This is a genomic window from Nitrosospira multiformis (assembly GCF_900110185.1).
Classification (GTDB): domain Bacteria; phylum Pseudomonadota; class Gammaproteobacteria; order Burkholderiales; family Nitrosomonadaceae; genus Nitrosospira; species Nitrosospira multiformis_A.
Map to the genome: position 1 here is coordinate 236433 of NZ_FOCT01000002.1, position 21915 is coordinate 258347.

General features: G+C 54.3%; 17 protein-coding genes. 9 read left to right on the top strand and 8 right to left on the bottom strand.

Translation table 11 applies throughout. The annotated features are described in order from the left end of the window. The first annotated feature begins 281 nt into the window (after window positions 1–281). The 3 genes from BMY01_RS03355 to BMY01_RS03365 all read left to right on the top strand — a co-directional run bounded on the left by BMY01_RS03355 (window position 282) and on the right by BMY01_RS03365 (window position 3986). Window positions 282–740 carry an HIT family protein gene (locus tag BMY01_RS03355; RefSeq protein ID WP_074744285.1) on the top strand — a complete coding sequence of 153 codons (459 nt, stop codon included), beginning with the start codon at window positions 282–284 and terminating at the stop codon, window positions 738–740. A 257-nt stretch (window positions 741–997) separates the two neighbouring features. Further along, the gene (locus BMY01_RS03360; protein ID WP_074744287.1) at window positions 998–1711 is read left to right on the top strand and encodes a 2,3-bisphosphoglycerate-dependent phosphoglycerate mutase; all 714 of its coding nucleotides are present in this window, start codon (window positions 998–1000) and stop codon (window positions 1709–1711) included. A 283-nt stretch (window positions 1712–1994) separates the two neighbouring features. Beyond that, window positions 1995–3986, top strand: a complete 1992-nt coding sequence (locus BMY01_RS03365; RefSeq protein WP_081353702.1) for a glycosyltransferase family 39 protein — start codon at window positions 1995–1997, stop codon at window positions 3984–3986. A 30-nt stretch (window positions 3987–4016) separates the two neighbouring features. Here the strand turns inward: BMY01_RS03365 and BMY01_RS03370 are convergent, their stop codons facing one another. The 3 genes from BMY01_RS03370 to BMY01_RS03380 all read right to left on the bottom strand — a co-directional run bounded on the left by BMY01_RS03370 (window position 4017) and on the right by BMY01_RS03380 (window position 7974). Next, entirely contained in the window at window positions 4017–5303 is a 1287-nt protein-coding gene (locus BMY01_RS03370; RefSeq protein ID WP_081353660.1) for an O-antigen ligase family protein, read from the bottom strand. A 204-nt stretch (window positions 5304–5507) separates the two neighbouring features. Next, window positions 5508–6812 carry a sugar-transfer associated ATP-grasp domain-containing protein gene (locus BMY01_RS03375; protein WP_074744291.1) on the bottom strand — a complete coding sequence of 435 codons (1305 nt, stop codon included), beginning with the start codon at window positions 6810–6812 and terminating at the stop codon, window positions 5508–5510. A gap of 208 nt (window positions 6813–7020) precedes the next feature. Next, complete coding sequence (locus BMY01_RS03380; protein WP_074744293.1) at window positions 7021–7974, bottom strand: Kdo hydroxylase family protein; 954 nt, start codon at window positions 7972–7974, stop codon at window positions 7021–7023. Window positions 7975–8292: 318 nt separating this feature from the next. Between BMY01_RS03380 and BMY01_RS03385 the strand changes: the two genes are divergently transcribed. From BMY01_RS03385 to BMY01_RS03410, 6 genes are all read left to right on the top strand, one after another. Further along, complete coding sequence (locus BMY01_RS03385; protein ID WP_074744295.1) at window positions 8293–9645, top strand: hypothetical protein; 1353 nt, start codon at window positions 8293–8295, stop codon at window positions 9643–9645. A gap of 96 nt (window positions 9646–9741) precedes the next feature. Then, complete coding sequence (locus BMY01_RS03390) at window positions 9742–11646, top strand: glycosyltransferase family 2 protein (RefSeq protein ID WP_254772585.1); 1905 nt, start codon at window positions 9742–9744, stop codon at window positions 11644–11646. A 34-nt stretch (window positions 11647–11680) separates the two neighbouring features. After that, complete coding sequence (locus BMY01_RS03395) at window positions 11681–12826, top strand: phospholipase D-like domain-containing protein (RefSeq protein ID WP_074744297.1); 1146 nt, start codon at window positions 11681–11683, stop codon at window positions 12824–12826. 16 nt (window positions 12827–12842) lie between these two features. Next, window positions 12843–14255 (top strand): surface carbohydrate biosynthesis protein, encoded by a 1413-nt coding sequence (locus tag BMY01_RS03400; protein ID WP_074744299.1) that lies wholly within the window; start codon window positions 12843–12845, stop codon window positions 14253–14255. A gap of 137 nt (window positions 14256–14392) precedes the next feature. After that, on the top strand, window positions 14393–15271 hold the full coding sequence (locus BMY01_RS03405) for an N-acetylneuraminate synthase family protein (RefSeq protein ID WP_074744301.1): 879 nt from the start codon (window positions 14393–14395) through the stop codon (window positions 15269–15271). Window positions 15272–15288: 17 nt separating this feature from the next. Beyond that, window positions 15289–16473 carry an acylneuraminate cytidylyltransferase gene (locus BMY01_RS03410; protein ID WP_074744570.1) on the top strand — a complete coding sequence of 395 codons (1185 nt, stop codon included), beginning with the start codon at window positions 15289–15291 and terminating at the stop codon, window positions 16471–16473. Here BMY01_RS03410 and BMY01_RS18240 read toward each other — a convergent pair. The 5 genes from BMY01_RS18240 to lptF form a co-directional block, all read right to left on the bottom strand. Continuing rightward, complete coding sequence (locus tag BMY01_RS18240) at window positions 16430–17416, bottom strand: hypothetical protein (RefSeq protein WP_074744303.1); 987 nt, start codon at window positions 17414–17416, stop codon at window positions 16430–16432. The two genes, BMY01_RS03410 and BMY01_RS18240, sit on opposite strands and share 44 nt — an antisense overlap. Next, complete coding sequence (locus BMY01_RS18245) at window positions 17413–18429, bottom strand: diacylglycerol/lipid kinase family protein (protein WP_074744305.1); 1017 nt, start codon at window positions 18427–18429, stop codon at window positions 17413–17415. Before BMY01_RS18245 ends, BMY01_RS18240 begins: the two co-directional genes overlap by 4 nt. Then, on the bottom strand, window positions 18426–19625 hold the full coding sequence (locus BMY01_RS03425) for a CDP-alcohol phosphatidyltransferase family protein (RefSeq protein WP_074744572.1): 1200 nt from the start codon (window positions 19623–19625) through the stop codon (window positions 18426–18428). The genes BMY01_RS18245 and BMY01_RS03425 overlap by 4 nt, the downstream gene beginning before the upstream one ends. Window positions 19626–19753: 128 nt before the next feature. After that, a complete protein-coding gene (gene lptG, locus BMY01_RS03430; protein ID WP_074744307.1) occupies window positions 19754–20818 on the bottom strand; it encodes an LPS export ABC transporter permease LptG in 1065 nt (354 codons plus the stop codon). After that, window positions 20815–21891 carry an LPS export ABC transporter permease LptF gene (lptF, locus tag BMY01_RS03435; protein ID WP_074744309.1) on the bottom strand — a complete coding sequence of 359 codons (1077 nt, stop codon included), beginning with the start codon at window positions 21889–21891 and terminating at the stop codon, window positions 20815–20817. The genes lptG and lptF overlap by 4 nt, the downstream gene beginning before the upstream one ends. Window positions 21892–21915: the final 24 nt, after the last annotated feature.

Sequence of the window (21915 nt, forward strand, 5' to 3'; positions counted from 1 at the left end):
CCAATTGCCAGAGTAGGAACAGATGACGCATGGGGAAAAACACGGCAAGCGAGTATGGTCTGCTTGCTCTCCCCTTGAAATACCCCTTTGCTGTCAGCAGCCGCGTCACCGCCGTTACAGTTCATGCCGCTCATCCCGTAAGGTCATACTCGCGGCTGCAGGGACTTATTCATGGCTTCATGCTATTCTGGAAAACCTTTGATGCTGCCTCCTTTGGACCGATCCGCATAATCCACATATTCAAACCTCATCAGCAAAACTACCCGTTTAGAAGGTGCTAAATGACTCCCACCCCCTCCGGTACCGCAATACTGAATCCCACGATGAGGAAATTCGGCGCGCCGGAGACAATCATTCATCAATTTCAGCACTGGATCGTCATGCTGCGTCCGATCCAGTTGACACTGGGTTCTCTCGTTCTTGCTGCGCATGAGCCAGCCCGCTCCTTCTCCCAGCTTGGTCAGGAAAGCTTTACTGAGCTTCACAAAGTAACGGGCCAGCTGGAATCAGCTTTGGCTAAAGCATTCAACTACGACAAGCTTAACTACCTCATGCTGATGATGGTCGACCCGGATGTGCATTTTCATGTCATTCCGCGATATGGGGAAGGCCCGTATTTCAACGGCGTGAAATTCATCGATTCCGGTTGGCCGGGTCCGCCCGACTTCAACAAGGCTACAAAGACGGACGCCGACACCAATCGGCTGATAAGACAGCATCTCATCTCCTGTTGGCCTTGATAAGGTACGCCTCTTCAGAAAGCCTTGAGAAATTCGGCTATCGCCGCATTCCCCGCTCCCGATCAGATGTCCGTTCCGACCCGGGTTGTTGGCACCCGCCCTCGTCGTGAACTCGAGTAGTTTTTTCCCGGTATTTTGTCTATGTTGTACATATCATCGAAATTTCAAATCAAATGACACATTCATGCAAAAGAGATGCCCTCCCCACGGAGCGTGTCCCTGTCGAATCCATTCCCTAATCGAGAAGCAAACCACATATGACACAACTCGTTCTGCTGCGACATGGAGAAAGCGTCTCGAACCGCGACGGATGCTTTACCGGGTGGGGTGATGCCCCTTTGACGCCCCGGGGCGAGCGGGAGGCAGAGCAGGCGGGCAACCTCTTGAAAAAGGCAGGACACAAGTTCGATATCTGCTTCACCTCCGAGCTCAGCCGTGCCAATGACACGCTCCGCATCGTGCTATCGGTCATGGGGCAGAATGAACCGGTGGTGCAACGGAACTGGCGCTTGAATGAACGTCACTATGGGGCTCTGGAAGGAATCAATCGCTGGAAGGCAATCAGGAAATACGGCTTTTGCCCTATTCTCAGTTCGCAATGCCGTTTTGATGCTCCACCACCCCCACTCGATCCCGCCGATATCCGTTTTCCCGGAAACCAGGCGTGCTATGCAACCATCGATCCTGGGGAACTGCCGCTTGGTGAGAGCATGCAGCAAGCCTTCGCGCGAATGCTGCCTTACTGGCAGCAAACAATCGCCCCGGAAATCCAGCGCGGCAAGCGAGTGCTCATTGTCGCCCACAAGCATATCCTGCGAGCGCTGATGATGCAGTTGGATGGCCTGTCCATTATTCAGCTCATAAAGTTGTCAGTTGCCACTGGCCGCCCACTGATCTATGAGCTTGACGATAACCTGCATCCCATCCGGCATTACTACGCAGACACCGGATTAACCGGTCATACAGGTTGAGCGAGGTTGAGCGTTGAACAGAAGACGCAGCCAGTATTCCGATGCCGGAATGGTAGCTGGATCAGAGTCTGCAAGCCTCCTCCGTCTGCGAAAATACCTGCCTGGTAATCCCGGGCTTGTGGATAACCACCGTGTAACGAACTTGTGCTACAAGATGAGGGAGACGAAAATGAATTCCAGAGTTATCTTTCATCTTATCTGAGAGCAGAATAGATAAAATCGGCACAAGCGAGAATAGCAGAACAAAGACAACTTGATATGGTTTCCACAGGAGCAGGAAAAAATGCTTGAGCTGGCTGGAGTTGCGCGACGCCCCCTATTTCCGGATCGCGGTCGTTTTGCACTCCCAGGATTATTAGCCGCGTTCCTCGACGGACTGCTGTTCGAGTCGCTGATGAACTATGGAGCGAGCCTCGCCCTGTCGCATATCGCGGGCTTCCTCGCGGCTGCCACCCTGCACTACTGGTTTATTTCGAGACCACGGCTTTTATACGACCTCGCGGGTTATTCCAGACGGACTCAATTCGGCCGCTTCCTGGTTATTTGTGTGCTGGCGCTTTCCGTGCGCGGCGGCATATTAGCGGTGCTGATCCAGGTCTGGCATATACCGCCGGCTGCGGCCATACTCCCTGCAATCGCGGCAACAGCCGTAATACTGTATCTGGGATCTGTTTTCTACGTGGTTCCCACCGGGAACGCCGTACCCTCGCCTGACGCAGACTGGCGTACCGCCTCGTTCGGGATCATCGCATTTGTCATCCTGTTGCGCCTCATCTACATCGGCGTGGCGCAACTGATTCCCGATGAAGCATATTACTGGAATTACGCTCAGCACATGGATCTGAGTTTCTACGATCATCCACCCATGGTTGCCTGGCTAATATGGCTTGGTACGTCCATTTTTGGAAACAGCGAGTTTGGCGTTCGGGTCGGTGCATTCCTGTGCGGCTTGATAACGATGGGTTATTTATTTGCGCTCACGCGCAATCTATACGATAGCGCAACGGGGATTCGCGCTGTGCTGCTGCTCGCGATTCTTCCCTTTTTCTTTGCCACTGGCGCATTGATGACCACAGACGCGCCGCTCGTGGCCGCGTGGGCGGCAACCCTGTACTATCTCGAGCAGGCCCTGATCGCCAATCGGGAGCGGGCCTGGCTCGGGGTAGGCATTGCCTTCGGTCTGGGCATTCTCTCCAAGTATACGCTGGGTTTGGTGGGTATTGCCGCATTGGTTTTTGTGATTATCGACCCGGTTGCACGCCGCTGGTTGCGCCATCCTTATCCATACCTCGCCGTACTGCTTGCGCTGCTCTTGTTCTCCCCCGTAATCATCTGGAACATGGAGCATGGCTGGATGTCGATATTGTTCCAGTCCGGCCGCGTCAGGGGCATAGGAGATAACGAGTTCGGACTATTCGAATTGATTCTTCATTTTGCCGTACTGCTTACGCCGACCGGTTTGCTTGCTGCCGCGATAGTATTGCTGCCCGGTAACAAGCAGAATAATGGCTCCTCCATTTGCAGGCGGCGCCTGTTCATTATGGTATTCACCGGCGTGCCACTGGCTATTTTCCTGATTCTCAGCATTTTCGATACCCAGCGATTCCATTGGACCGGTCCATTGTGGCTTATGGTACTGCCTGCCATCGCTTCGATGATGGGAAAAATGCGAAATTTCTCCGGTAACCCGACGATTTCGGATCGGGTAACGGCAGCCTGGAAGCCCACTATTCTGGCATGCCTGGTTTGTTATGCGATTGCGCTGCACTACCTCGTTCTCGGCTTCCCGGGCATTCCCTACCAGGGCATATATAAAGGTTTCCCCGAGCATTATTTCTGGCGCCAGGCAACGATGGGCATCGAGCAAATTGTAGAGGATACGCGGCGGCAGACCGGCCAGGAGCCCATCGTCGTGGGCATGAGCAAGTGGTCCGTGGCAAGCATTGTCACTTTCTATAACCGGGGCAAACCCATGGAAATACGCTCGCGCAACATATTCGGCGACAGCGGCGCCATGTACGATCTCTGGTATCCGTCGGAATCCCCTACGACCCGACCCCTCATTCTCGTCGGCATGTGGCAGGACAATCTCGAATGCGTCCGAGACAGCATCGAGATCGGGAAGATGCTTGCCAACCCTGATCCGGTTCGGCAACTGGCCATCACGGAGAACGGTAAATCTTTGCGGGGGGTATACTATCGCGTTGCACATGGCTACCTCGGCAAACAATATCGGCAAATCTCGCCCAAGTGCGCAGAGGAAAAACATACATAGCCGGCGCTATGTCATATATCCCCTAACCGTTCAAGCCTGGGAGTCCGGGCGGGCAGAGGATTGCTGAATGAAGCTTCCAGATTTTTCCGCCCATTTCCTTCCTTCTCTTTCCCTCTGCCAGGCTATGGCTATGGCGGTGATGACCACGAGAAAGGTAGGAACTTTGCTGTAAAGGGCAAAAGTATCCGTCAAGCCGGATAGGAAGATGAAGAACACCAAAGCCGCCCCCAGAACTGGAAGACGGTGCGATCTCAGTGTTTGAAACCAGCTCCACAGGAAAAAGCCGTAAACCAGAATTCCCAGTGCGCCCGTATGCATTCCAATCTCGATCCAGTCATTATGATAATGAGATGCTCCTACATACTGGGGTAAATCCCTGTAAATCCCGCCCTTATAGGTTGCCACGGTTTTTTCGAAATAGCTTTCCGGCATTCCGGTGCCGTGGCCAAAAAACGGATGCTCCAGAATCCCGTGCAGGCCGACATCCCACATTGCCAGCCGATATCCCAGGCTAGTATCGTACTTTCCCTGCTGGGATAACTTCACTTCGACCTCTACCTGCTCAAGTCTGGCCTGAAAGCTGTTACTACCGTATACCAGAACCGCAACCACGAGAGCCAGCGATGTGATGATACCCAGGAGTGCTTTTTTTTCCGTTTTATAAGTCAGGAAAACCAACAAAAAAACGGCAAGAAGCGTCGCCAGCAAGGGACCGCGTCCATATTGCCCAAACTGGATCAGCAATAAAAACAAGCTCCCAAGCCCCAAGGCGCATTTCCATTTTATCTCGTCGATGGTCACGGCAAGATAGAGTAAAAGAATGACACCGATCCCCAACAGGGAGGAAAACACGAGATAGCTCATGTTAAGGAGTGGAATGCCTTGCACTCCGGAAACAGCCCATTGGTAAACTCCTGCCAACAGGACAATGATGTAACCCGCGAGCAGACCGGCAATCGCCCAAGGCAAGCGGTCTCTATTGAGAAGCGATAAAAACGGGATGAAAACCAGGAAGCCAAAATATCGCCTCCATTTCATTCGCCCTGCCTCGGGATAATCTGCCCAAAGGAGCCCCAGCGCCAACACGGCACATAGAAGGAGTATTCCCAGTACGAGCGGCTCTTTAATGATTTGGCCGAGCCTGCGAGGACCATTATCGAGAATCCAGACGAAGGTCAGAAGAATGCCAGTGCCCAGGCTTAGCCATTTGCTCCACAAAGCGATCCCGAAAAACAGCAACACAGACTTTGCGGCCACATCCTGCCATGCGCGCACGTCGTGAACCGGATTGCAGGGAACTGCAGCTTTCTCACTCATGGAATAGGGCTCATGCAGGCAATATAAACGGCTGGAGAGCGGAGTATAAGCAAATAATCGGCGGAGAAATCAGTGCTGAGCAACCAGCACCATCAAGGAAGGCATAAACAAGGCTACAAATGTGTCATCGCGGTAATGCCTGGTCGAATCCCTATCCGCTCCGACCCGCATGATCGAACTCCGGTTTCGACTCTTCGGATCCGCTTAAAAAGACTGATGCATAGCTTCGATAGTGCGTTTCAGGTTGAATGCCAGAAGCTTCCCGAACCGCTCGTTACCCAGCGGGCACCGGCTTATCCGCTGGATCATGTCCAGGTCGGGGGCCTTATTGATTCCAATCATGCACGGCCCGCTGGCGAGCAGGGCAACATCCCAGCCGATTACCACCTGGTCGGAGAACGCGCTCCCATGGGCGTATCGAACCAGGTCGAGCAACTCGGTCCAACACGGAAGCTTGCGGTGCAGAATCTGCACACCTGTCTTGTAATGTCGCTCGTACCATCCTCCTCCTGTAGCCCCCCATGCGCCGCAGGTGCCGCTTCCCAATTCGCCGGTATGAAGATCGACATTGACCGCGATTCCGCCTCTGTGAAAGTTATCGACAACCACGGTCTCATTTTGCGCCATTCGAAAAACCGCATTGGTTGCTTCGAATTCACCCCACTCATTGCGGCAGCTCATCACCCGTACCGTCGCCAAGGTGCCATTTGCAAGCTGGGCAACCTCTGTATGGTTGATAAGTCGTGGCTGCACCAGGAAAGACCTGCGCCATGATGCCTTGCACAAGCTCTCTAGCACCTCTTGGGCGGTGGCGTGCTTACCATCGTTGCGCCGATATTGCCCCGAACCCAGATAATCCCACCGGATCGTATTCCTTCCATTCTCGCCTTGCAGCGGTTTCACGAACAGATCGGTTTCCGGAAGTCCCGAACCACGCCAATCAATCGCCTTGATCTCCCCCTTTGAGACAACAAAAAATACCGGAGATACGGCAATGGAGAACTTGCGACAGCGTGACAGGAAGCATAATTTGTCCTTGATGCAGGAGGTGCTGCGCTCTGCAGGGATGGGAAGGCCACCGTTGTAGTCGCGGAGGATGCGGTAGAGGCAGGTTTTTACTTCAAAGCGGTTGATGTATTCAGAAGCGCGCTGCCGCTTGTCGTCGTCATGCAGTTCAAAAATATAATACCAGGGGGGCAAAATCGCGTATCGCAGCGCGATCTCAAACTGTTCCCGGGCTTGCCAGATTATCCCTTTCCCGGTCTGCTTCTTTATAGCCTGTCCGTTAAGCGCAGTGAAGGCGATAGCCAACACCACGGTGACGAATGGCGCAAACGGCAAAGCCGCATACATGAGGGTGCGTTCGCGAAACCCGGCATCCCGCCAGCTTTGCCTCCGGAAACATCGATGGACAAAAGTGGCGGTTGAGTTGTCATCAGGCAGGAAGGAAAACGTCCACATTGCACCGCTCAATGCCTGCGCAATTCTGTCGATACTCCAGGCGCTCATTGTATTCCGGTACTGGCGCCGAGTGTCTGGGGCATAGGTGATAAGCTTATGATTGATTCAGATGGATAGCCGCCGAGGTGGGCCGCCGCTTTCGTCCCGGTTTCATCCCAACTGATCGCCTGGATGCTTTTATCCGATGACCGTCCGCATGATTTTATCGGAGCCTGTGTCACCTCTCACTGGCACCTTCCACCGGCGCCTCTCACGCTTAAACCAAAGCCTCGCCCGCCAACCTCTCCAGAATGCGCAATGATGAGCGCGAGGAATCCTTCATCGCCTCCACCGGTAAATAGAAGGTCTGATCGAGACTATGCTGCCCCGATATGGCCCCATGCAACACCAGATCGGTGATCGCAATCCAGCTCGCGCCTGCGGGAAATTCCATGACCTTGCGCGGCGCTGTCCGCTGGTAATCCTTGTCGCGCATGCCGAGAGAACGCAAGGCTGCAATATAACGGTCGTATGGGGTCTTGGGGCCGTCGATGATGCCGAGACGGCCCAGAATAGAGGTGATCCAACTCGGTTCGCTCAGGTGCACGGCAGGCAGGAAGCGTCGCACGAAGGGCTCAAACGGTTCACCGAGCTGCCAGATACGAAGTCTGTCGATGGGATTGATATTGGAGAATACGCGCAGCATGCTTCGCCCCTGCGTAGGATAGCCATAACTTGAATCAATGTGCAGGGATTGGATGTTATTGCGGGGGAAAGGGCGATAGGTAACGCGTTTCCGCTCCAAGGTCGCCTGGTAGGTGGGGAACAATTGAGTGACGACACTCTCCGTCCATTTGCTGTAGCGCGACATCATCGCCTCGATCTGAGGACGGGCCGAGTCCTTGACCTGTGCCCGCATCATCTTTCCACGCACCTGAGCATAATGATATTTCTTGATACGCCCACGCTCCGGATCAAAAATGATGGTTGGACGCCCGTCCTCGACGTCTGGCGTTCGGGACAGGATATTCGCCGTGTCAGAGATCAGCTCCCGTTCATAGCCAGACAACTCAAACCCGCTTTTGGGCAGATAGATGACACCACCCCCTTCCAGCATGTCGATTGCCGCGCGCTGCAACTCGGGCGCCCTCAAGTCGGCTCCCGGCGCTATCGTCAGCATCTGCACGGTATCGCCTTCCTGGTATCCCGCATCCTGTTCCTCAGTTATCACGGTATCCCCTGATCTGTTGGACGTACAAATAGTCTACCAGTAAAGTAATACATCAGCGGGAAAGCGGCAATGATCTTGGTCATTGAATTTGAACGCTGCTAAAAAGTCTGCTCGATCATGGTTAGCCTGATAAATCTAAGGACCGGAAATAAAACCAACTGTGCGGTACCGAACATAAGGAATTGTGAACAACAATCTCAGAAGGAAGTTCGGGATAGATCAACGAGCTGAAACAGCTGTACTGTCTTTGTCTTTATACCTGGTTGCTGGATAAGGCAAAAACGCCCTTCCGGCACAGGCCTTTCCCTTAATCCCCATATGAAAGCGCTCGTTTTTCTCAGACATTACAACGATATAGATCATATTACACCGGTTGTATCAAAATGGCTGGAGTCCGGCCACCGGTGCGATGTCGTGCTGATAGGCAATCCGAAATTCCGTAATGATTATCGTGTTGAATTTCTGAGTACATTGCGGGGCGCGCGTGTTGCCCATATTCGTGATCTCCTTCCCTCCCTGGAATTTTTTGGGTGGCGGCTACAGACACTGCTGCTGGCCAACCGCTTGCGACGATCGATAGTGGGTCCGCTCGTCAATGCACTTGTTAGCGCGTACAGCGTGGACCGGCGTCAGCCACTCTGGCGCAGCACCGCCTGCAGATTGCTGGAACGCAGTTTCACTGCAGCTGACAGAGGCGTAGTGGTGTTTGACTGGATCACGAGGGATTCACCTGTTTCCGTGGAATGGGTCGAAGTGGTTGTTTCCCTTGCACACAGCAAGGGCCTGGGCACGGTGTCGCTGCCACACGGGGACAGCCCGCATGCCACTCAACTGATACGGCATCGCGAGTGGAGTCTCAAGCCGGATTCCCTCTACTCCGCAGCAAGAGTATTCGACAAGCTGGTGGTGCCCAACGAGTTATGCGCGGAACGTTTTCGCCCATTCCTGGACGATCAATCCATCGCCGTCCTCGGCTCCCCCCGCTACTGTGATGAGTGGCTGATAAAATTGGCGGGGCTTTCTCCTGCCCCGCCTGCGATCCTCTCCCAGAAAGAGCTCTCCCGGAAGGAACCGAAAGGAACGGAGGAGCCCACGGAAACCGAAGGCCTTAAAGTCGTGATATTCCTGAGAAAGAGTAATTTTACGACCTTCTGGGAAGAGGTCGAGGAAATAGTGGGAATGATTGCAGCTTTTTCGAACGTGGAACTGGTGATCAAACCTCATACCCGTGGCGGCTGGAGACAACCCCTCACCAGAAACGCCTCGCTGCGTAGTCTCCCCAATGTAAGCGTGGCACCCGATCATATCCATTCCATTCATCTGATGAACTGGGCGCATGTCATCATCGATCTTGCCACTTCGGTAGTATTTGAAGCGGTCAAAGAAAAAAAACCGGTGCTCGCCGCCGACTACCTGCACGCCGGCCGCTCTACCCTGGCACATTTCATGCCGGAAACGGAGTTGAAGTGCCGGGATGACGTATACCGGAGAATCGAGGGATTTCTTTCCAATGGTTGCGATTCATTCTATATAGAGGAACACCGGCAACGCTTCATCAACGAAATGCTCCATGTGGGCGGGTCCGATGTATTGCCGCGCTATGTGGCGCTGCTTGAAACACAAGCGCAGGCATCGGGGATCGAAAACGGGCGAAAAGATGAATTCATATGACTGAACCTTAAAAAATACTGACTCTGCTTCTATAATTAAACTTGCTATCCGCGAGGAGTTAACGCGGCCTCAGGTACACAACGATAAAAAGGACACATGATGCCGCAGCCATCCTCTCCCTCAGTCAGCGTAGTGGTTCCCACCTATGAGCAAGCACGATTTATCGAACGCGCGCTGGATAGCCTGCAGGCGCAGGTTCTGACGGATTGGGAAGCCGTCATCATCGACGATGGCTCACGGGATTCTACGGCGGAAGTCGTATCGGCATACTTGGGCGACACGCGCATCCATTATTATCGCTTTCCCGAAAATCGGGGACTGGGTCACGCCCTGAATGAAGGCATTGCCAAAGCAAAAGCGCCACTCATCGCTTACTTGCCAAGCGATGACGTTTATTACCGCGATCACCTGCGCAGCCTGAAAACATGCCTCGAGACGCAGAAAGGCGCTGTACTGGCTTGTTCAGGCGTTCGCCACCATTACAACCGCGAGGCCGCTGGACAGATTCCGGAATTTCCTTTGCAACTGGTGCAGTGCATGCACCGGAAAATGCCGGTGCGGTGGGTGGAACGCGCAGAACTGGAGTCGGATGATCTTGAACGCCTCTACTGGAGCCTGCTGCGCCCCCTCGGCGCTTTTGCCGAAAGTGGAAGTCTTACCTGCGAGTGGGTCTCCCACCCGATGCAACGGCACAAGATCATGCAGGAACCGGAAGGCGGCATCAATACGTTTCGCTCCCATTACCGCGTCAAAGAACCCCTGCGCTTTCATACAACCGTAGGCCATTGGATCGACGAAGCGGAACATTACCGGAAAATGCGCGAACGACCGGATACTTTGCGATCCGCCAGCGGATTGAAAATACTTTTGGTCGGGGAACTGGCTTATAACGCGGATCGCGTGCTCGCCCTGGAAGAGCAGGGGCACAAGCTGTATGGCCTGTGGATGCAGAGCCCGTACTGGTACAACGCTGTGGGGCCGATGCCTTTCGGACATGTGGAGGACCTGCCGCGCGACAACTGGCGCGAAGCAGTGAAGCAGGTGCAGCCCGATGTTATCTATGCGCTGCTCAACTGGCAGGCCGTCCCGTTTGCACATGAGGTATTGATGGCCACGCGAGGCATTCCTTTCGTCTGGCATTTCAAGGAGGGACCTTTCATCTGCCTTGAAAAGGGAACCTGGCCGCACCTGATTGACCTGCACCGGTATTCGGACGGGCAGATCTTCTCCAGCCCCGAAATGCGGGATTGGTTTGATACCATCATTCCCGGCCTGTCGCTGGACAAACCCACTCATCTGCTGGATGGAGACCTGCCCAAGCGTGACTGGTTTGATCACCCTAGAGCGCCGCTGCGTTCCGCCAGCGAAGGTGATATTCATACCGTATCCCCGGGGCGACCCATTGGCTTGCACCCCCATCATGTAGCGGAGTTGGCCGGTCATGGCATCCATCTGCATTTTTATGGGGAGATAACCCATGGACAATGGCTGCAATGGATTGAAAAAACCCGGGCGTTGGCGCCAGACCACCTGCATTTACATCCGAACGTGGACCAAAGCCGCTGGACTGCCGAGTTTTCCCAATATGATGCGGGCTGGCTGCACCTGTTCGAAAGCAGCAATGGAGGGGAAATCAGGCGGGCAAACTGGGATGACCTGAACTATCCGGCACGACTCAGCACCCTTGCGGTAGCCGGCTTGCCGATGCTGCAGAAAGCAAATGAGAGCGCATTCGTCGCTACCCGGACACTGACAAAGCAGCTTGGCATTGGAATTTTTTTTGACACCGTGGATGAGCTCGCCGCCCAGCTGCGCGATTGCAAGCAGTTGCGAGCGACGCGTGAACGGGTTTGGCAGCAGCGGCACCTGTTCACATTCGATCATCATGTACCGGAACTGGTTGATTTCTTCCGCCTCGTGATAGCGTCCACTTCCAGGAAACAGACGCGCAGCAGAACCAAGGTGGAATCCGCTCACCTGCAAAGCCGCAGACTGGCATGAAAACATCGAATACACTCTGAGGGCCCTCTCTTAATTGAGCAAGCTGCTTGCACATGCCCGCAGATCCCCCTCTTCAGACTTGATAATCGAGGTGGAGACCCAGGTTCCGCTCGAGGTTTACTTCGGCGGTCCAGACCGGCCGCCGGGCTACTTGCGCGATGTATTGGCGGCGCACATCGCTGCCGTACCGACCGGAGGAGCCATCGATTGGGTTACTTATTATTTCCGCGATATGCGTTTGGCGGAAGCACTTGTTCAGGCACACAGACGAGGGGTGAAAGTGACCGTGACCCTGGAAGGAAAGCCGCGCGTTCCCTATGCCAACGACGAAGTAATCGCTCTGCTTTCCCAACCCGGTGGTCTCGGAAAAGCGCTGCGCATCATCCGTATTCCAGGTATTCCGGCCCCGGCGGGAAAATCGTGGAAACCCCAGTTGCACGAGAAACTTTACTGTTTTTCGCATCCTGCGCCCATCGCCTTTGTCGGCTCTTTCAATCCGTCAGGAAACATGCCGGACGAAAACCCGGAAATCATCCGCGAGCTGGGGGATCAGGACAGAGGACACAACGTGCTTGTCGGACTCGTCGATCCCATGCTGGTCGTGCAGTTGACGGCGCATGCCCGGTGCTTGCACCGCATGCCGCCCGGCCTCCTGTACCGCTTCTCTTCCCGTGCAAATGAGACAATTCATGGAAAGGACACAAGCCTTTATTTCTGGCCACGCATATATCCGCACCCGGTAGTGCAGTTCCTGGCGAATGTGCGCCCCGGCGCAAGGGTGCGCGTCGTCGCATCCCACATCAGAGCCGAACGCGCAGTTGAAATCATGACCGCGCTTGCGCGGCGCAGGATTACAGTACAGGTTCTTGCCGAATCAATGCTGAGGCGCGTAACCGCAAAGGTAGAAAGGCGCTTTTCGGCCGCCAATGTGCAATTTTCACGTTTCCAGGATCCGCAGGATCTGCCGATGCACCTCAAGTTTATACTGGTGGAGGATGGCGACCGTGTGTTCACCATTTTCGGCAGTTTCAACTGGACCAAGCCGTCATTCTGGCTAAATCATGAGATAGCCATCATTTCCAGCGATCCCGGGCTTTTTCGGGCTTTTGCCGCGCGATGGGAAGTATTGAAAAACGAGACAAACCCGAAAACCGGAGATAGTCTAAAATGTCCTGATTGAACTCTTGAAATAGCCTATGGGAAATTCTGTTTCGACGCTTATCATTCCCGTGGAAAGCCAAGTACGCGAACTGGATGCCAAAATCCTTCTCTCCTGCATTGCGGCCGAGCGCGGCTTTCCCGTCATCATGGGCTCACGCGCATACGCCCATTTCGAACTGGCGTCGATTCCACGCGGTGTGTATCTTGCGAAGAGCATGCGCAGTCTGAGCAACACCATGTTCAGAATAGTACGCCAGCTCGGTCATGAGATTGTTGCCTGGGAGGAAGAGGCTCTCGTACACCCCCCTGCGGATACTTATTTCACCCTCCGGCTTTCGCCAGCGACGATAAAGAATGTGTCCCATATATTTGCATGGGGACAGGAAAACGTCGACCTGCTTCGACAATATCCGGCTTTACCTGCGAACATGCCGATTCACATCACGGGAAACCCCCGTGGCGACATACTTCGAAGTGAAATGCGCCCCTACTTCGAGACGGAGGTGCAAAGACTGCGAAATCTCCACGGAAATTTCATTCTTATCAATACCAATTTCAGCGATGTAAATCCTTTTATCGGAAGTATCGGCCTGTTTCAGCCGGAGAAAAAGCAGGGGGAAAAAGCACGTCGTGGTCAATCGGGAATCGGGATGAGCCGTGCGTTTGCCGAAGGGCTGTGGGATCACAAGCAGGCGATACTCAGAGATTTCACTAAACTCATTCCGGCGCTCGAACGTGCATTTCCCGATTTCAACATCGTTATCCGTCCCCATCCGAGCGAAAACCACGAGATTTATCACGATATTGCCGCGCAATGCGAGCGGGTGGCGGTAACAAGCGAAGGAAACGTCATCCCCTGGCTTCTCGCCGCAAAAACCATGGTGCACAACGGGTGCACCACCGGACTGGAAGCTTATGTTCTGGGAGTACCGGCAATATCCTACCTGGCCACGTTCAACGAGTATTATGACTATGATTTCCAGGGGTTGCCCACCCGGCTAAGTCATCAGTGCTTCAATTTCGAGGAATTAAGGGATACCTTGAGTCGCATTCTTGGCGGTGAATTGGGCGCTGCGGCAGGTGAGGAGCGCGAGGCGCTGATAAAATACTATCTGGCGGCGCAGGATGGGCGATTGGCTTGTGAGCGCATCGTCGACATTCTCGAGGAGAGCGGCTACCGCCAATCCCAGCCCCCGCCAAAGCCTCTCGGAACTTACGTTCAGGGATGGGCGCTCGCTACGCTGAAAGCAATGGCGACCAAGTTGAATATGCACCGGCCCGGTCCCAACCGGCTGGCGTACCACGATCACCGTTTTCCGCAGATTTCAGTGACCGAGATCGAGCAGAAAATCGCCCGTTTCGGAAAATTGCTGAATCGCTTCGGCACTATTCGCGTGGAACAACACTCCAAGCATCTGTTCTGGATTAGGCGGTTGAATACCCAATAGCAGGATGCTTTTCAGAAAGTGGGGAAAAGCAGGCATTTTGGGCCCGGAGGTTTGAAGCGGATGAAGAGTCGCATCGCAGTTAAATTTTCGCCATCCCATCGCAGTCATCGTAGTATTTGTGTACAGGTCGAATACTTATGAAAACCCCGACAGTAGTAGCCGAGATCGGCTGCAATCACAAAGGCGATATCGAAATCGCCAGGGAAATGATAGGAATCGCCGCAACCTTCGCCAAATGCAATTTCGTCAAGTTTCAGAAGCGCTCGAACCGGGAATTGCTCACTCCCGAAGAATATAATGCCCGGCATCCGAACCCGCAGCACAGTTATGGCAACAGTTACGGGGAGCATCGCGAGTTTCTGGAATTCGATGTAAACCAGCATCGGCTGCTGCAGAAATGGTGCGAGGAGTTTGGAATCGGCTACTCCACATCCGTCTGGGATCTGACCTCGGCAAAGGAAATCGTCGGCCTCAACCCGGAATTCATCAAGATCCCCTCGGCATGCAATCTGCATTTCCCGATGCTGGAGTATCTCGCAAGGAACTATGGCGGGGAGATTCATATATCGCTCGGCATGACCACCCCCGCCGAGCAGGAACAGATCGTGCAATTGATGGAGAAGCACGGGGTCGCCCACAGGGTGGTGCTGTACGCCTGCACTTCCGGTTATCCCGTCCCCTTCGAGCAGGTCTGCCTGCTCGAGTTGCAGGCCCTGGAGGAAAGATTCGGAGCGCGCATCAAGGAAATCGGCTTTTCAGGTCATCACCTTGGCATTGCGGTGGACATTGCTGCTCTCACGTTGGGTGCCTCATGGATCGAGCGGCATTTTACGCTGGACCGGACCTGGAAGGGTACCGACCATGCCGCTTCGCTCGAACCCGACGGGTTGCGGAAGCTGGTCCGTGACGTTCGCGCAGTATCCAAGGCGCTGGCTTTCAAGAATGCGCCGATAGTGGAAATCGAAGCCGCCCAGCGTAATAAGCTCAAACGCATCCAAGGGATTCACTTTCACTAGTGTGCTGGGTAGCTTTCATGCCTCTGCGCGCACACTCGAAATCGATTATCGAAAAGAATGTGCGCAACATCGCAGGGCGGCCATTATTCGCATGGAGCCTGGAACAGGCAATCGCATCGCAGTGTTTCGACGATATCTATGTTGCTACCGATTCTCCCAATATCCGGAAAGCGGTATTGGAGGAATTTCCGTCAGTCACGGTTCTGGAACGCTCCGCGGCAACCTGCATGGATACGGCCAGTACAGAAAGCGCAATGCTCGAATTTCAACAGCAGGTTCCCTTTGACGTGATGTGTCTTATCCAAGCGACCTCGCCGCTCACCCGTGCAGACGATTTTCGCTCCGCCAGGCATAAGTTCCTGACAGAAAACCTTGATTCCCTTCTAACCGCTGTACCTTCAAAGCGCTTTTTCTGGAGCGTGCACGGCACACCCGTCAACTACGATCCGATGCACCGGCCAAGACGGCAGGACTTCGAAGGATATCTCATGGAAAATGGCGCTTTTTACCTGACACGGAGGAAACTGCTGGAGGAATGCGGTTGCCGGTTGGGCGGGCGTATCGGCATCCATGAAATGGCGGCGGAGAGCGCAGTCGAAATTGACGATGAAACCGACTGGATTGTTGTAGAACAACTCCTGCTCAAGCAGAAACGCCAGACGGTTAACGCCGTCGCAGCCGAAATCAAGGCGTTGTTGCTCGATGTGGATGGTACGCTGACCGACGGCGGGATGTATTATGGACCTGACGGTGAGGCCCTTAAGAAATTCAATACCCGGGACGCGCATGGAATGAAACTGCTGCGGGAGAATGGCATCCGGGTCGGTGTCATTACCACCGAAACCAGTCCTTCAGTGGAGGCACGAATGAGAAAACTCGGGATTGATGAATATTACCCTGGGGCCCGTGACAAATTCGCGCTTCTTCTGCAACTGGCAACACGCTGGTCGGTTTCATTACAACATATCGCATACATTGGCGACGATCTCTGCGACCTAGAATGCATGCGGCGGGTCGGGGCGGCGTTTTGTCCCGCGGATGCTGTTCCGGAAATCATGCAGGAGGCACATCATGTCTGCAGACAGGCCGGAGGGAATGGCGCAGTGCGGGAAGTCTGTGATCTCATTCTCAAAGCGCGTACGGCAGGGCTTGCTGAAGTCAGCGCATCACGCCTCGCCACAACAGACGCCACGAAACTTTAAAACCCCATAACAGGGGATGACGCCGCAGCATAGGAGTCACTTCGACGCGAACGCCGGTATGGCGCTCGATTTTCCAGGCGGCATAGCTGATGCTGTCATGAAAGGTAAAAGCCGCCTTGGACAGCCGCAGCACAGACAGCACTTTTCCCTGCCAGCGTCGCAGCCGCCAATGCCAAAGCGATCTCTGACGTCCTGCATCGTCTATCAGAGATTCGTAACTTCCATCCGGCAGGAGCCTCAATTTTCCTGCCAGTGCAGGTATTGCCAGAGCAGTCAGGCGTGAATAGATCTCCAGGTTCATCTGTGCGAGCTGGCGCGCGCGCCCTGCTCTCTCGGGCCGCAATTCCGCGGCGTAAGTCTGAGTCAATCCATTGGTCCAGATCATTTCGGTGGTGGTCGCTGTAGTCCCGGAACAATCGAGGGTGGGCAGGGTGGATCCGAGAAAAGTGACGACCGCATGGGCCAGAGACTCCGAAATTCGCTTGCGAGCAGCCTCGTCGCGGAAAAATAATAACCTCGAGGGCTGAGCAAAACGCGCCCAGAGATAAGGGTGGAACCAGCGGCGAGTCCCCTGCTCAAAATCCGCCATCGAAACCACGGCATATTTGGCACGAAACGTTTTCTCCGCCTGGGATACCTCCAGATAAAAGACATTCGGAGGTAGCAATGCGTTGAAATAACGCAGGTAGCGCTCCGGATAAGCACTGCTGTAACTGCTCACGACCGCGTAAAAATCGACCACCCCATCCCCTATCTCACGTGCGCGCAGGCACGATCCATAAAGAAGCACAGCGTCGAGGGCTGAACCGAAGCGCAATTTCAACGCCTCGAGCAAAACGAGAAAATCCGCGGATACCGTACTTGAACTCAGGACCGTCATCTCCGAAATCAAACCCTCGGGAAGCGGCGGATCCGCTGTTGCAGCCTCTTGAAGAATACTCATGATTTCGCGTTTGCGGCTGCCCTCTCCGCCGCCAGAAAGACGATCGGGCCAGCCGGCGTAATGCGCAAGGGTCCACTCTGGCTGGCGGCACGATAAGACTCGCCGTCGACGATGTAATCGTCATCGATCAGCAGCTCCAGCTCATCGGTGTTGCAACTATGATAACCATCCTTGTCCTTGAGATCGTTTCCACGTCCTATCAGCAACCGGAGCATCGAGCGCAAGGGAAGCTGCCGCTGCTGCCTGACGAATGTGACATGCAGCGGTTCCGGCTGCTCGCCCCAGTATGGCCTCATGCCGAACAGCAGGCGGTCGAGGGTGCTGGCGAAAAGAAACGCATAGGTTCCGTGGTGCCGGGGTAAGGTTTTCTCGGTAATGGCCAGCTGGACCGGTGCCCATGCTCCCTGACGCCGTCCGAGCAGGAAACCTGCAACATAACCGAAGGTGATAAGGGCAGAGTAGATTTCTCCGGTAATACCCAACCGCTTTATCCTGCTCTGGGAAAAGATCACAGCGCGGGCGATGAGTCCCACGCCGAAAAACATCCCATAAACCTTCTCCGCGCCGGCCTGTTCTATGCAAAGAACATGACGCTCCACGAGTGCGGAGGGGAAATCTTTTTGAAAGGAGGCGCTCAATTGCCGCAGGACGGATTCCGGGCTGCCGCTTATGCCGAGATCGAGCGCGGTCATGTTGGTTGTACCGCCGGGCACTATCGTCAGGACAGGCCACTTTGCCAAAGGCTGAGTGGCGAACAGATGGGACAGTACACCCTGTACCGTGCCGTCCCCACCAATAATGACCAGTAGATCCGTGCCATCATTCACGAACATATCCACCGAAGTGCTGATTTCTTGAGCATTCGTCACTTCCCTGCAGGCGCCGGGAATCTCTCCCACAGCGCGCCGGATCGCCTCCTTCCGCTTACGGATGCGCCCACTGAGCGGATTGAAAAGCAATCCGACAGATCCTGTTCCGGACTTCAATCTATCGACCCGTGATCTTTCTGTCATCTACGTGATTTTAAAGGTGCAAAAATACGAACGGCCAGCTTTCCTTCATCCTGCCCCGCAACGATCTCCTCAAACCAGGAATGCAAGGGTCCACGCGACCGGCGCGATAGCCATCCCATCGCCACTCTCACTAAGAGAAAACCGGTCGAAAGCAAGTGCCAGATCACGACGGACAAAAGGCCGATATCCGGCCTGCCCGCGAGCCAACCCAATGTCAGCAGAATCAGATTGGGATTGCGGCGGGCAGTAATGAGCCGATTGAAGGAATCCAGTGGACGCCAGATGAAAATATCGAATGATGCGACCCAGAACTGGAATGCTCCCTCACACAGCCGCCCACCGATGTAACCGATAAGAATCAGCCCGAATAATAGCGGCAGATGCGAGGATAAGGAATAGTCGGTGGACAACCCCATCCCCCAGGCAATGTACCAGAGCGGCGGATGAATGATATCCAGGCCGTGATCGAGCACGTCACCGAATCGGCTGGAAGTAACGGTTACCCGTGCCAGTTTGCCGTCGACAGTGTCGAGGAAGGTCATGAACCATCCCATCACCAGTCCCGATCCATAGAAACCGTACCAGAACGCAACCCCGGCCAGCACGGCAAACAAAAGACTGAGCAGTGTAATATGGTTGGGACGCAGACCCGCACGTATGCAGAAGTGTACCGCCTGAAATGCAGGCGCCGGCCACAGCCACTTTGTCACAAAATCGGTCACCCCTTTGTAAGACCGTTTGAATAGCTCTGACTCCAGATTGCGGCGGCTGTTCCTGCTGATCGGCAAAACGTAAGGGGCATCTCTTTTCTTGAGGTTCTGGCGCAGGCTTGGCAGATCAAGGTCTTTCAGTTCATAACGCGGCAAGAAAGAAAGGGTTTGCCCTTCTCCTCCGCTCTCAAATTCATCAAGCGCCTGTTGCACGTTCCCGCCGGAAATCCTCACTGCGACTGGCTTACTCTCCTCGCTGACAAGCACAAGATCCATTTTTGCCTTGATCAGCGCGCCCAGTACGATAGCGTCAAAAAGGTAATCCCCGCGTAAAAGCAGTGCCGAGGCAGGAACGGGAATCCGTGCGGGATGGTCGACCCACCTCGTCCCGGCGAATGCTTTCAACATGCGCTGCAGACGTTCCCGGCCACTTAAGCCCCAGATATCGGTTTCGCTATCGCCAATGATACGGATATAAACAGGCATCGACGAATCCGCCGGCTGCTTGATTATCTCTGCGTCTGGAGTTGTCAAATTGATAGGCTTCGCAAGTCCTCCCGCGAGATTGCGGCAGGCATTCAAGTCAAGAAAATCGTGAACAAATCCGGATTTTGTTAAAAAATCCGCCGTAACCAGAAATAAGCCACGGCGATCAGCACTACTCCTGGAAGAAGTGCGCTCAGCGCGGGATTCAGATGCAGTAACAAGCCGGCATTGGCAATGATCTGGTCGAAGAGATAGACGCTGATTCCGAGCATCGATGCAACCACGAGCCTGTTGCCGAGCCCCGCTCGCACCAATCCAAAAACAAAGGGAATCGAAAGCAGCAGCATCGCGATGGTCGTCAGGGCACCGCCCGCCTTGCGCCACAAGGCAAGCTCATAAGCATCCGACTCCTGACCCGTGGTGCGCAGAAAATGCACATGTAAAAATAACTCGGCGGGTGAGAGACTTTCCGGCGATTTGGTCAATGTCGAGATATCCTCCTCCTTCAGGAAGGGTTCCCAAGGCACCGATTCTCTGCTTACGATCTCCATGGCATTGCCGTTGAATGTCTTGATGACGACGTCCCTTAGCTCCCACAACTCCTCATTTATGATATTAGCATACTTGGCATACGTATAGCGTAACAGGAAACCATTGTCGTCAAAATGCATTATTTCGATGTTCGCCGCCCTTCTCGCATGCAGCATTTCTCCGATTCGCAGTATATTCCGCTCATCCCGCGTCCATATCCCCAATTGTTTGCCAAGCGCGGCGCTCTTCTCGAGCGCGGCTGCGCGGGATGAAATGGCTTTCTGCTGAAATTGTGGCGCCACGAACTGATCCAGTACAGTAATAAACAGTAAAAGAATTATTCCAACGGCAACCGGTGCGAGGCTGATGCCCAGCGGAGATACACCTGCTCCTCGTAATGCCGTGAGTTCCGATCCGACGGCAAGCCTTCCCAATGCAGTTACATTGCCCATCAATGCGATGAAAGGCGCGAGTTGAATAAACCGTCGCGGCAGCAGTAGGGCCGTATAAAGAAACGCATCCTTGACGCTGTACGTACCCTTTCCCACGTCATCGAGCTGATCCAGCAAATCAAGGAAACCGAAGAGCGGCAGAAGCACCGCAGTAGCGATTCCCAGACCCATCAAAACCTGGAGCGCCAGGTAGCGGTAAATTATCGTCATCTGCGCAGAAGCAGCTTCCGCCAGAAACCGGGCAACAATAACGAGATTGCAAACAGCAGCATGACAGCATAGAGCCACCATACCCCCGGCACCCTGCCGATTGTGCCCTGCTCGACCCAGGTCTGGGCCAATCCGCTCAAAATATAGTAGATGGCGAAAACCAGAGCTGCCAGATAATAAGTCTTATCCCCCTTGGTCTGGCGGGGCGAAGCGCGGCTGAAGGGCACCGCTATCAGCGCCAGCAGGATCGTTGCCAACGGGCGCGATAGCCGCCACTGAAGCTCGGCAATATCCCGTGGCTGATCGGATTGCATCAATGCGGCGGTAGGGGCAGCCTTACGCCTGTAATCCATTACGTTTCCGCTGTCCGTGAAATAAACCAGCTTTTCAAACTGAACGACGGTATCACCCTTTCCGGTGTGCGATACCCGGTAAATGGAGCCATCCAGCAGATGTATCTGGGGGCGCTGGCCGAACACAAGCTCGGGCTGGTAAGCCTTCCTGGCAAGAATGATCTCGGTGCTGTCATGCTTGTTCAGATAGTGGAATACCTCTTTCATCTGTTTGCCCGAGCTATCCTTGGACTGCACATAAATCACCCGGCCTTTTTTTTCGCTGCCGTAGAAACGCCCGGCGCGGAACCGATCTGTATTCAACTCTGCCTCTGCCTGGGCATTAAGCAAATAGCTTTCCTCATACGCCCATGGACGCGCAAAAATGGAAAGGAAACCACTGATAAGCCCCACAGGAACCGCAACGATGAGCACTGCATAGATAATGCGATGCTCACTGACTCCGGCGGAACGCAAAACGACTATTTCCTGGTCCCGGTGCAGACGGCCCAATCCCATGATGACAGCTACGTACAGGGCAATCGGCATCAGCACTTCCAGTGCGATCAGCGTTTTCAGCAGCACGAGCCTGAGTACAGGGACAAGGCCAAGCGAATCTGTCACTGCTCCGGCCAGAAAACGGGCGGTGCTGAAACTTGCAAACAATGTCGCGAGGATCACGGTGACTACCATAAACGGTATCAGCAGTTCCCGCGTGATATATCGTTCTATTATTTTCACGTTGCCTGTCGCCGTTGATCGGAA

What these genes read in the sequence shown, in the direction of transcription:
- BMY01_RS03355 (WP_074744285.1), top strand. Translation starts at nt 282, where the DNA reads ATGACTCCCACCCCCTCCGGTACCGCAATACTGAATCCCACGATGAGG.
- BMY01_RS03360 (WP_074744287.1), top strand. Translation starts at nt 998, where the DNA reads ATGACACAACTCGTTCTGCTGCGACATGGAGAAAGCGTCTCGAACCGC.
- BMY01_RS03365 (WP_081353702.1), top strand. Translation starts at nt 1,995, where the DNA reads ATGCTTGAGCTGGCTGGAGTTGCGCGACGCCCCCTATTTCCGGATCGC.
- BMY01_RS03370 (WP_081353660.1), bottom strand. Translation starts at nt 5,303, where the DNA reads ATGAGTGAGAAAGCTGCAGTTCCCTGCAATCCGGTTCACGACGTGCGC.
- BMY01_RS03375 (WP_074744291.1), bottom strand. Translation starts at nt 6,812, where the DNA reads ATGAGCGCCTGGAGTATCGACAGAATTGCGCAGGCATTGAGCGGTGCA.
- BMY01_RS03385 (WP_074744295.1), top strand. Translation starts at nt 8,293, where the DNA reads ATGAAAGCGCTCGTTTTTCTCAGACATTACAACGATATAGATCATATT.
- BMY01_RS03390 (WP_254772585.1), top strand. Translation starts at nt 9,742, where the DNA reads ATGATGCCGCAGCCATCCTCTCCCTCAGTCAGCGTAGTGGTTCCCACC.
- BMY01_RS03400 (WP_074744299.1), top strand. Translation starts at nt 12,843, where the DNA reads ATGGGAAATTCTGTTTCGACGCTTATCATTCCCGTGGAAAGCCAAGTA.
- BMY01_RS03405 (WP_074744301.1), top strand. Translation starts at nt 14,393, where the DNA reads ATGAAAACCCCGACAGTAGTAGCCGAGATCGGCTGCAATCACAAAGGC.
- BMY01_RS03410 (WP_074744570.1), top strand. Translation starts at nt 15,289, where the DNA reads ATGCCTCTGCGCGCACACTCGAAATCGATTATCGAAAAGAATGTGCGC.
- BMY01_RS18240 (WP_074744303.1), bottom strand. Translation starts at nt 17,416, where the DNA reads ATGAGTATTCTTCAAGAGGCTGCAACAGCGGATCCGCCGCTTCCCGAG.
- BMY01_RS18245 (WP_074744305.1), bottom strand. Translation starts at nt 18,429, where the DNA reads ATGACAGAAAGATCACGGGTCGATAGATTGAAGTCCGGAACAGGATCT.
- BMY01_RS03425 (WP_074744572.1), bottom strand. Translation starts at nt 19,625, where the DNA reads ATGCCTGTTTATATCCGTATCATTGGCGATAGCGAAACCGATATCTGG.
- lptG (WP_074744307.1), bottom strand. Translation starts at nt 20,818, where the DNA reads ATGACGATAATTTACCGCTACCTGGCGCTCCAGGTTTTGATGGGTCTG.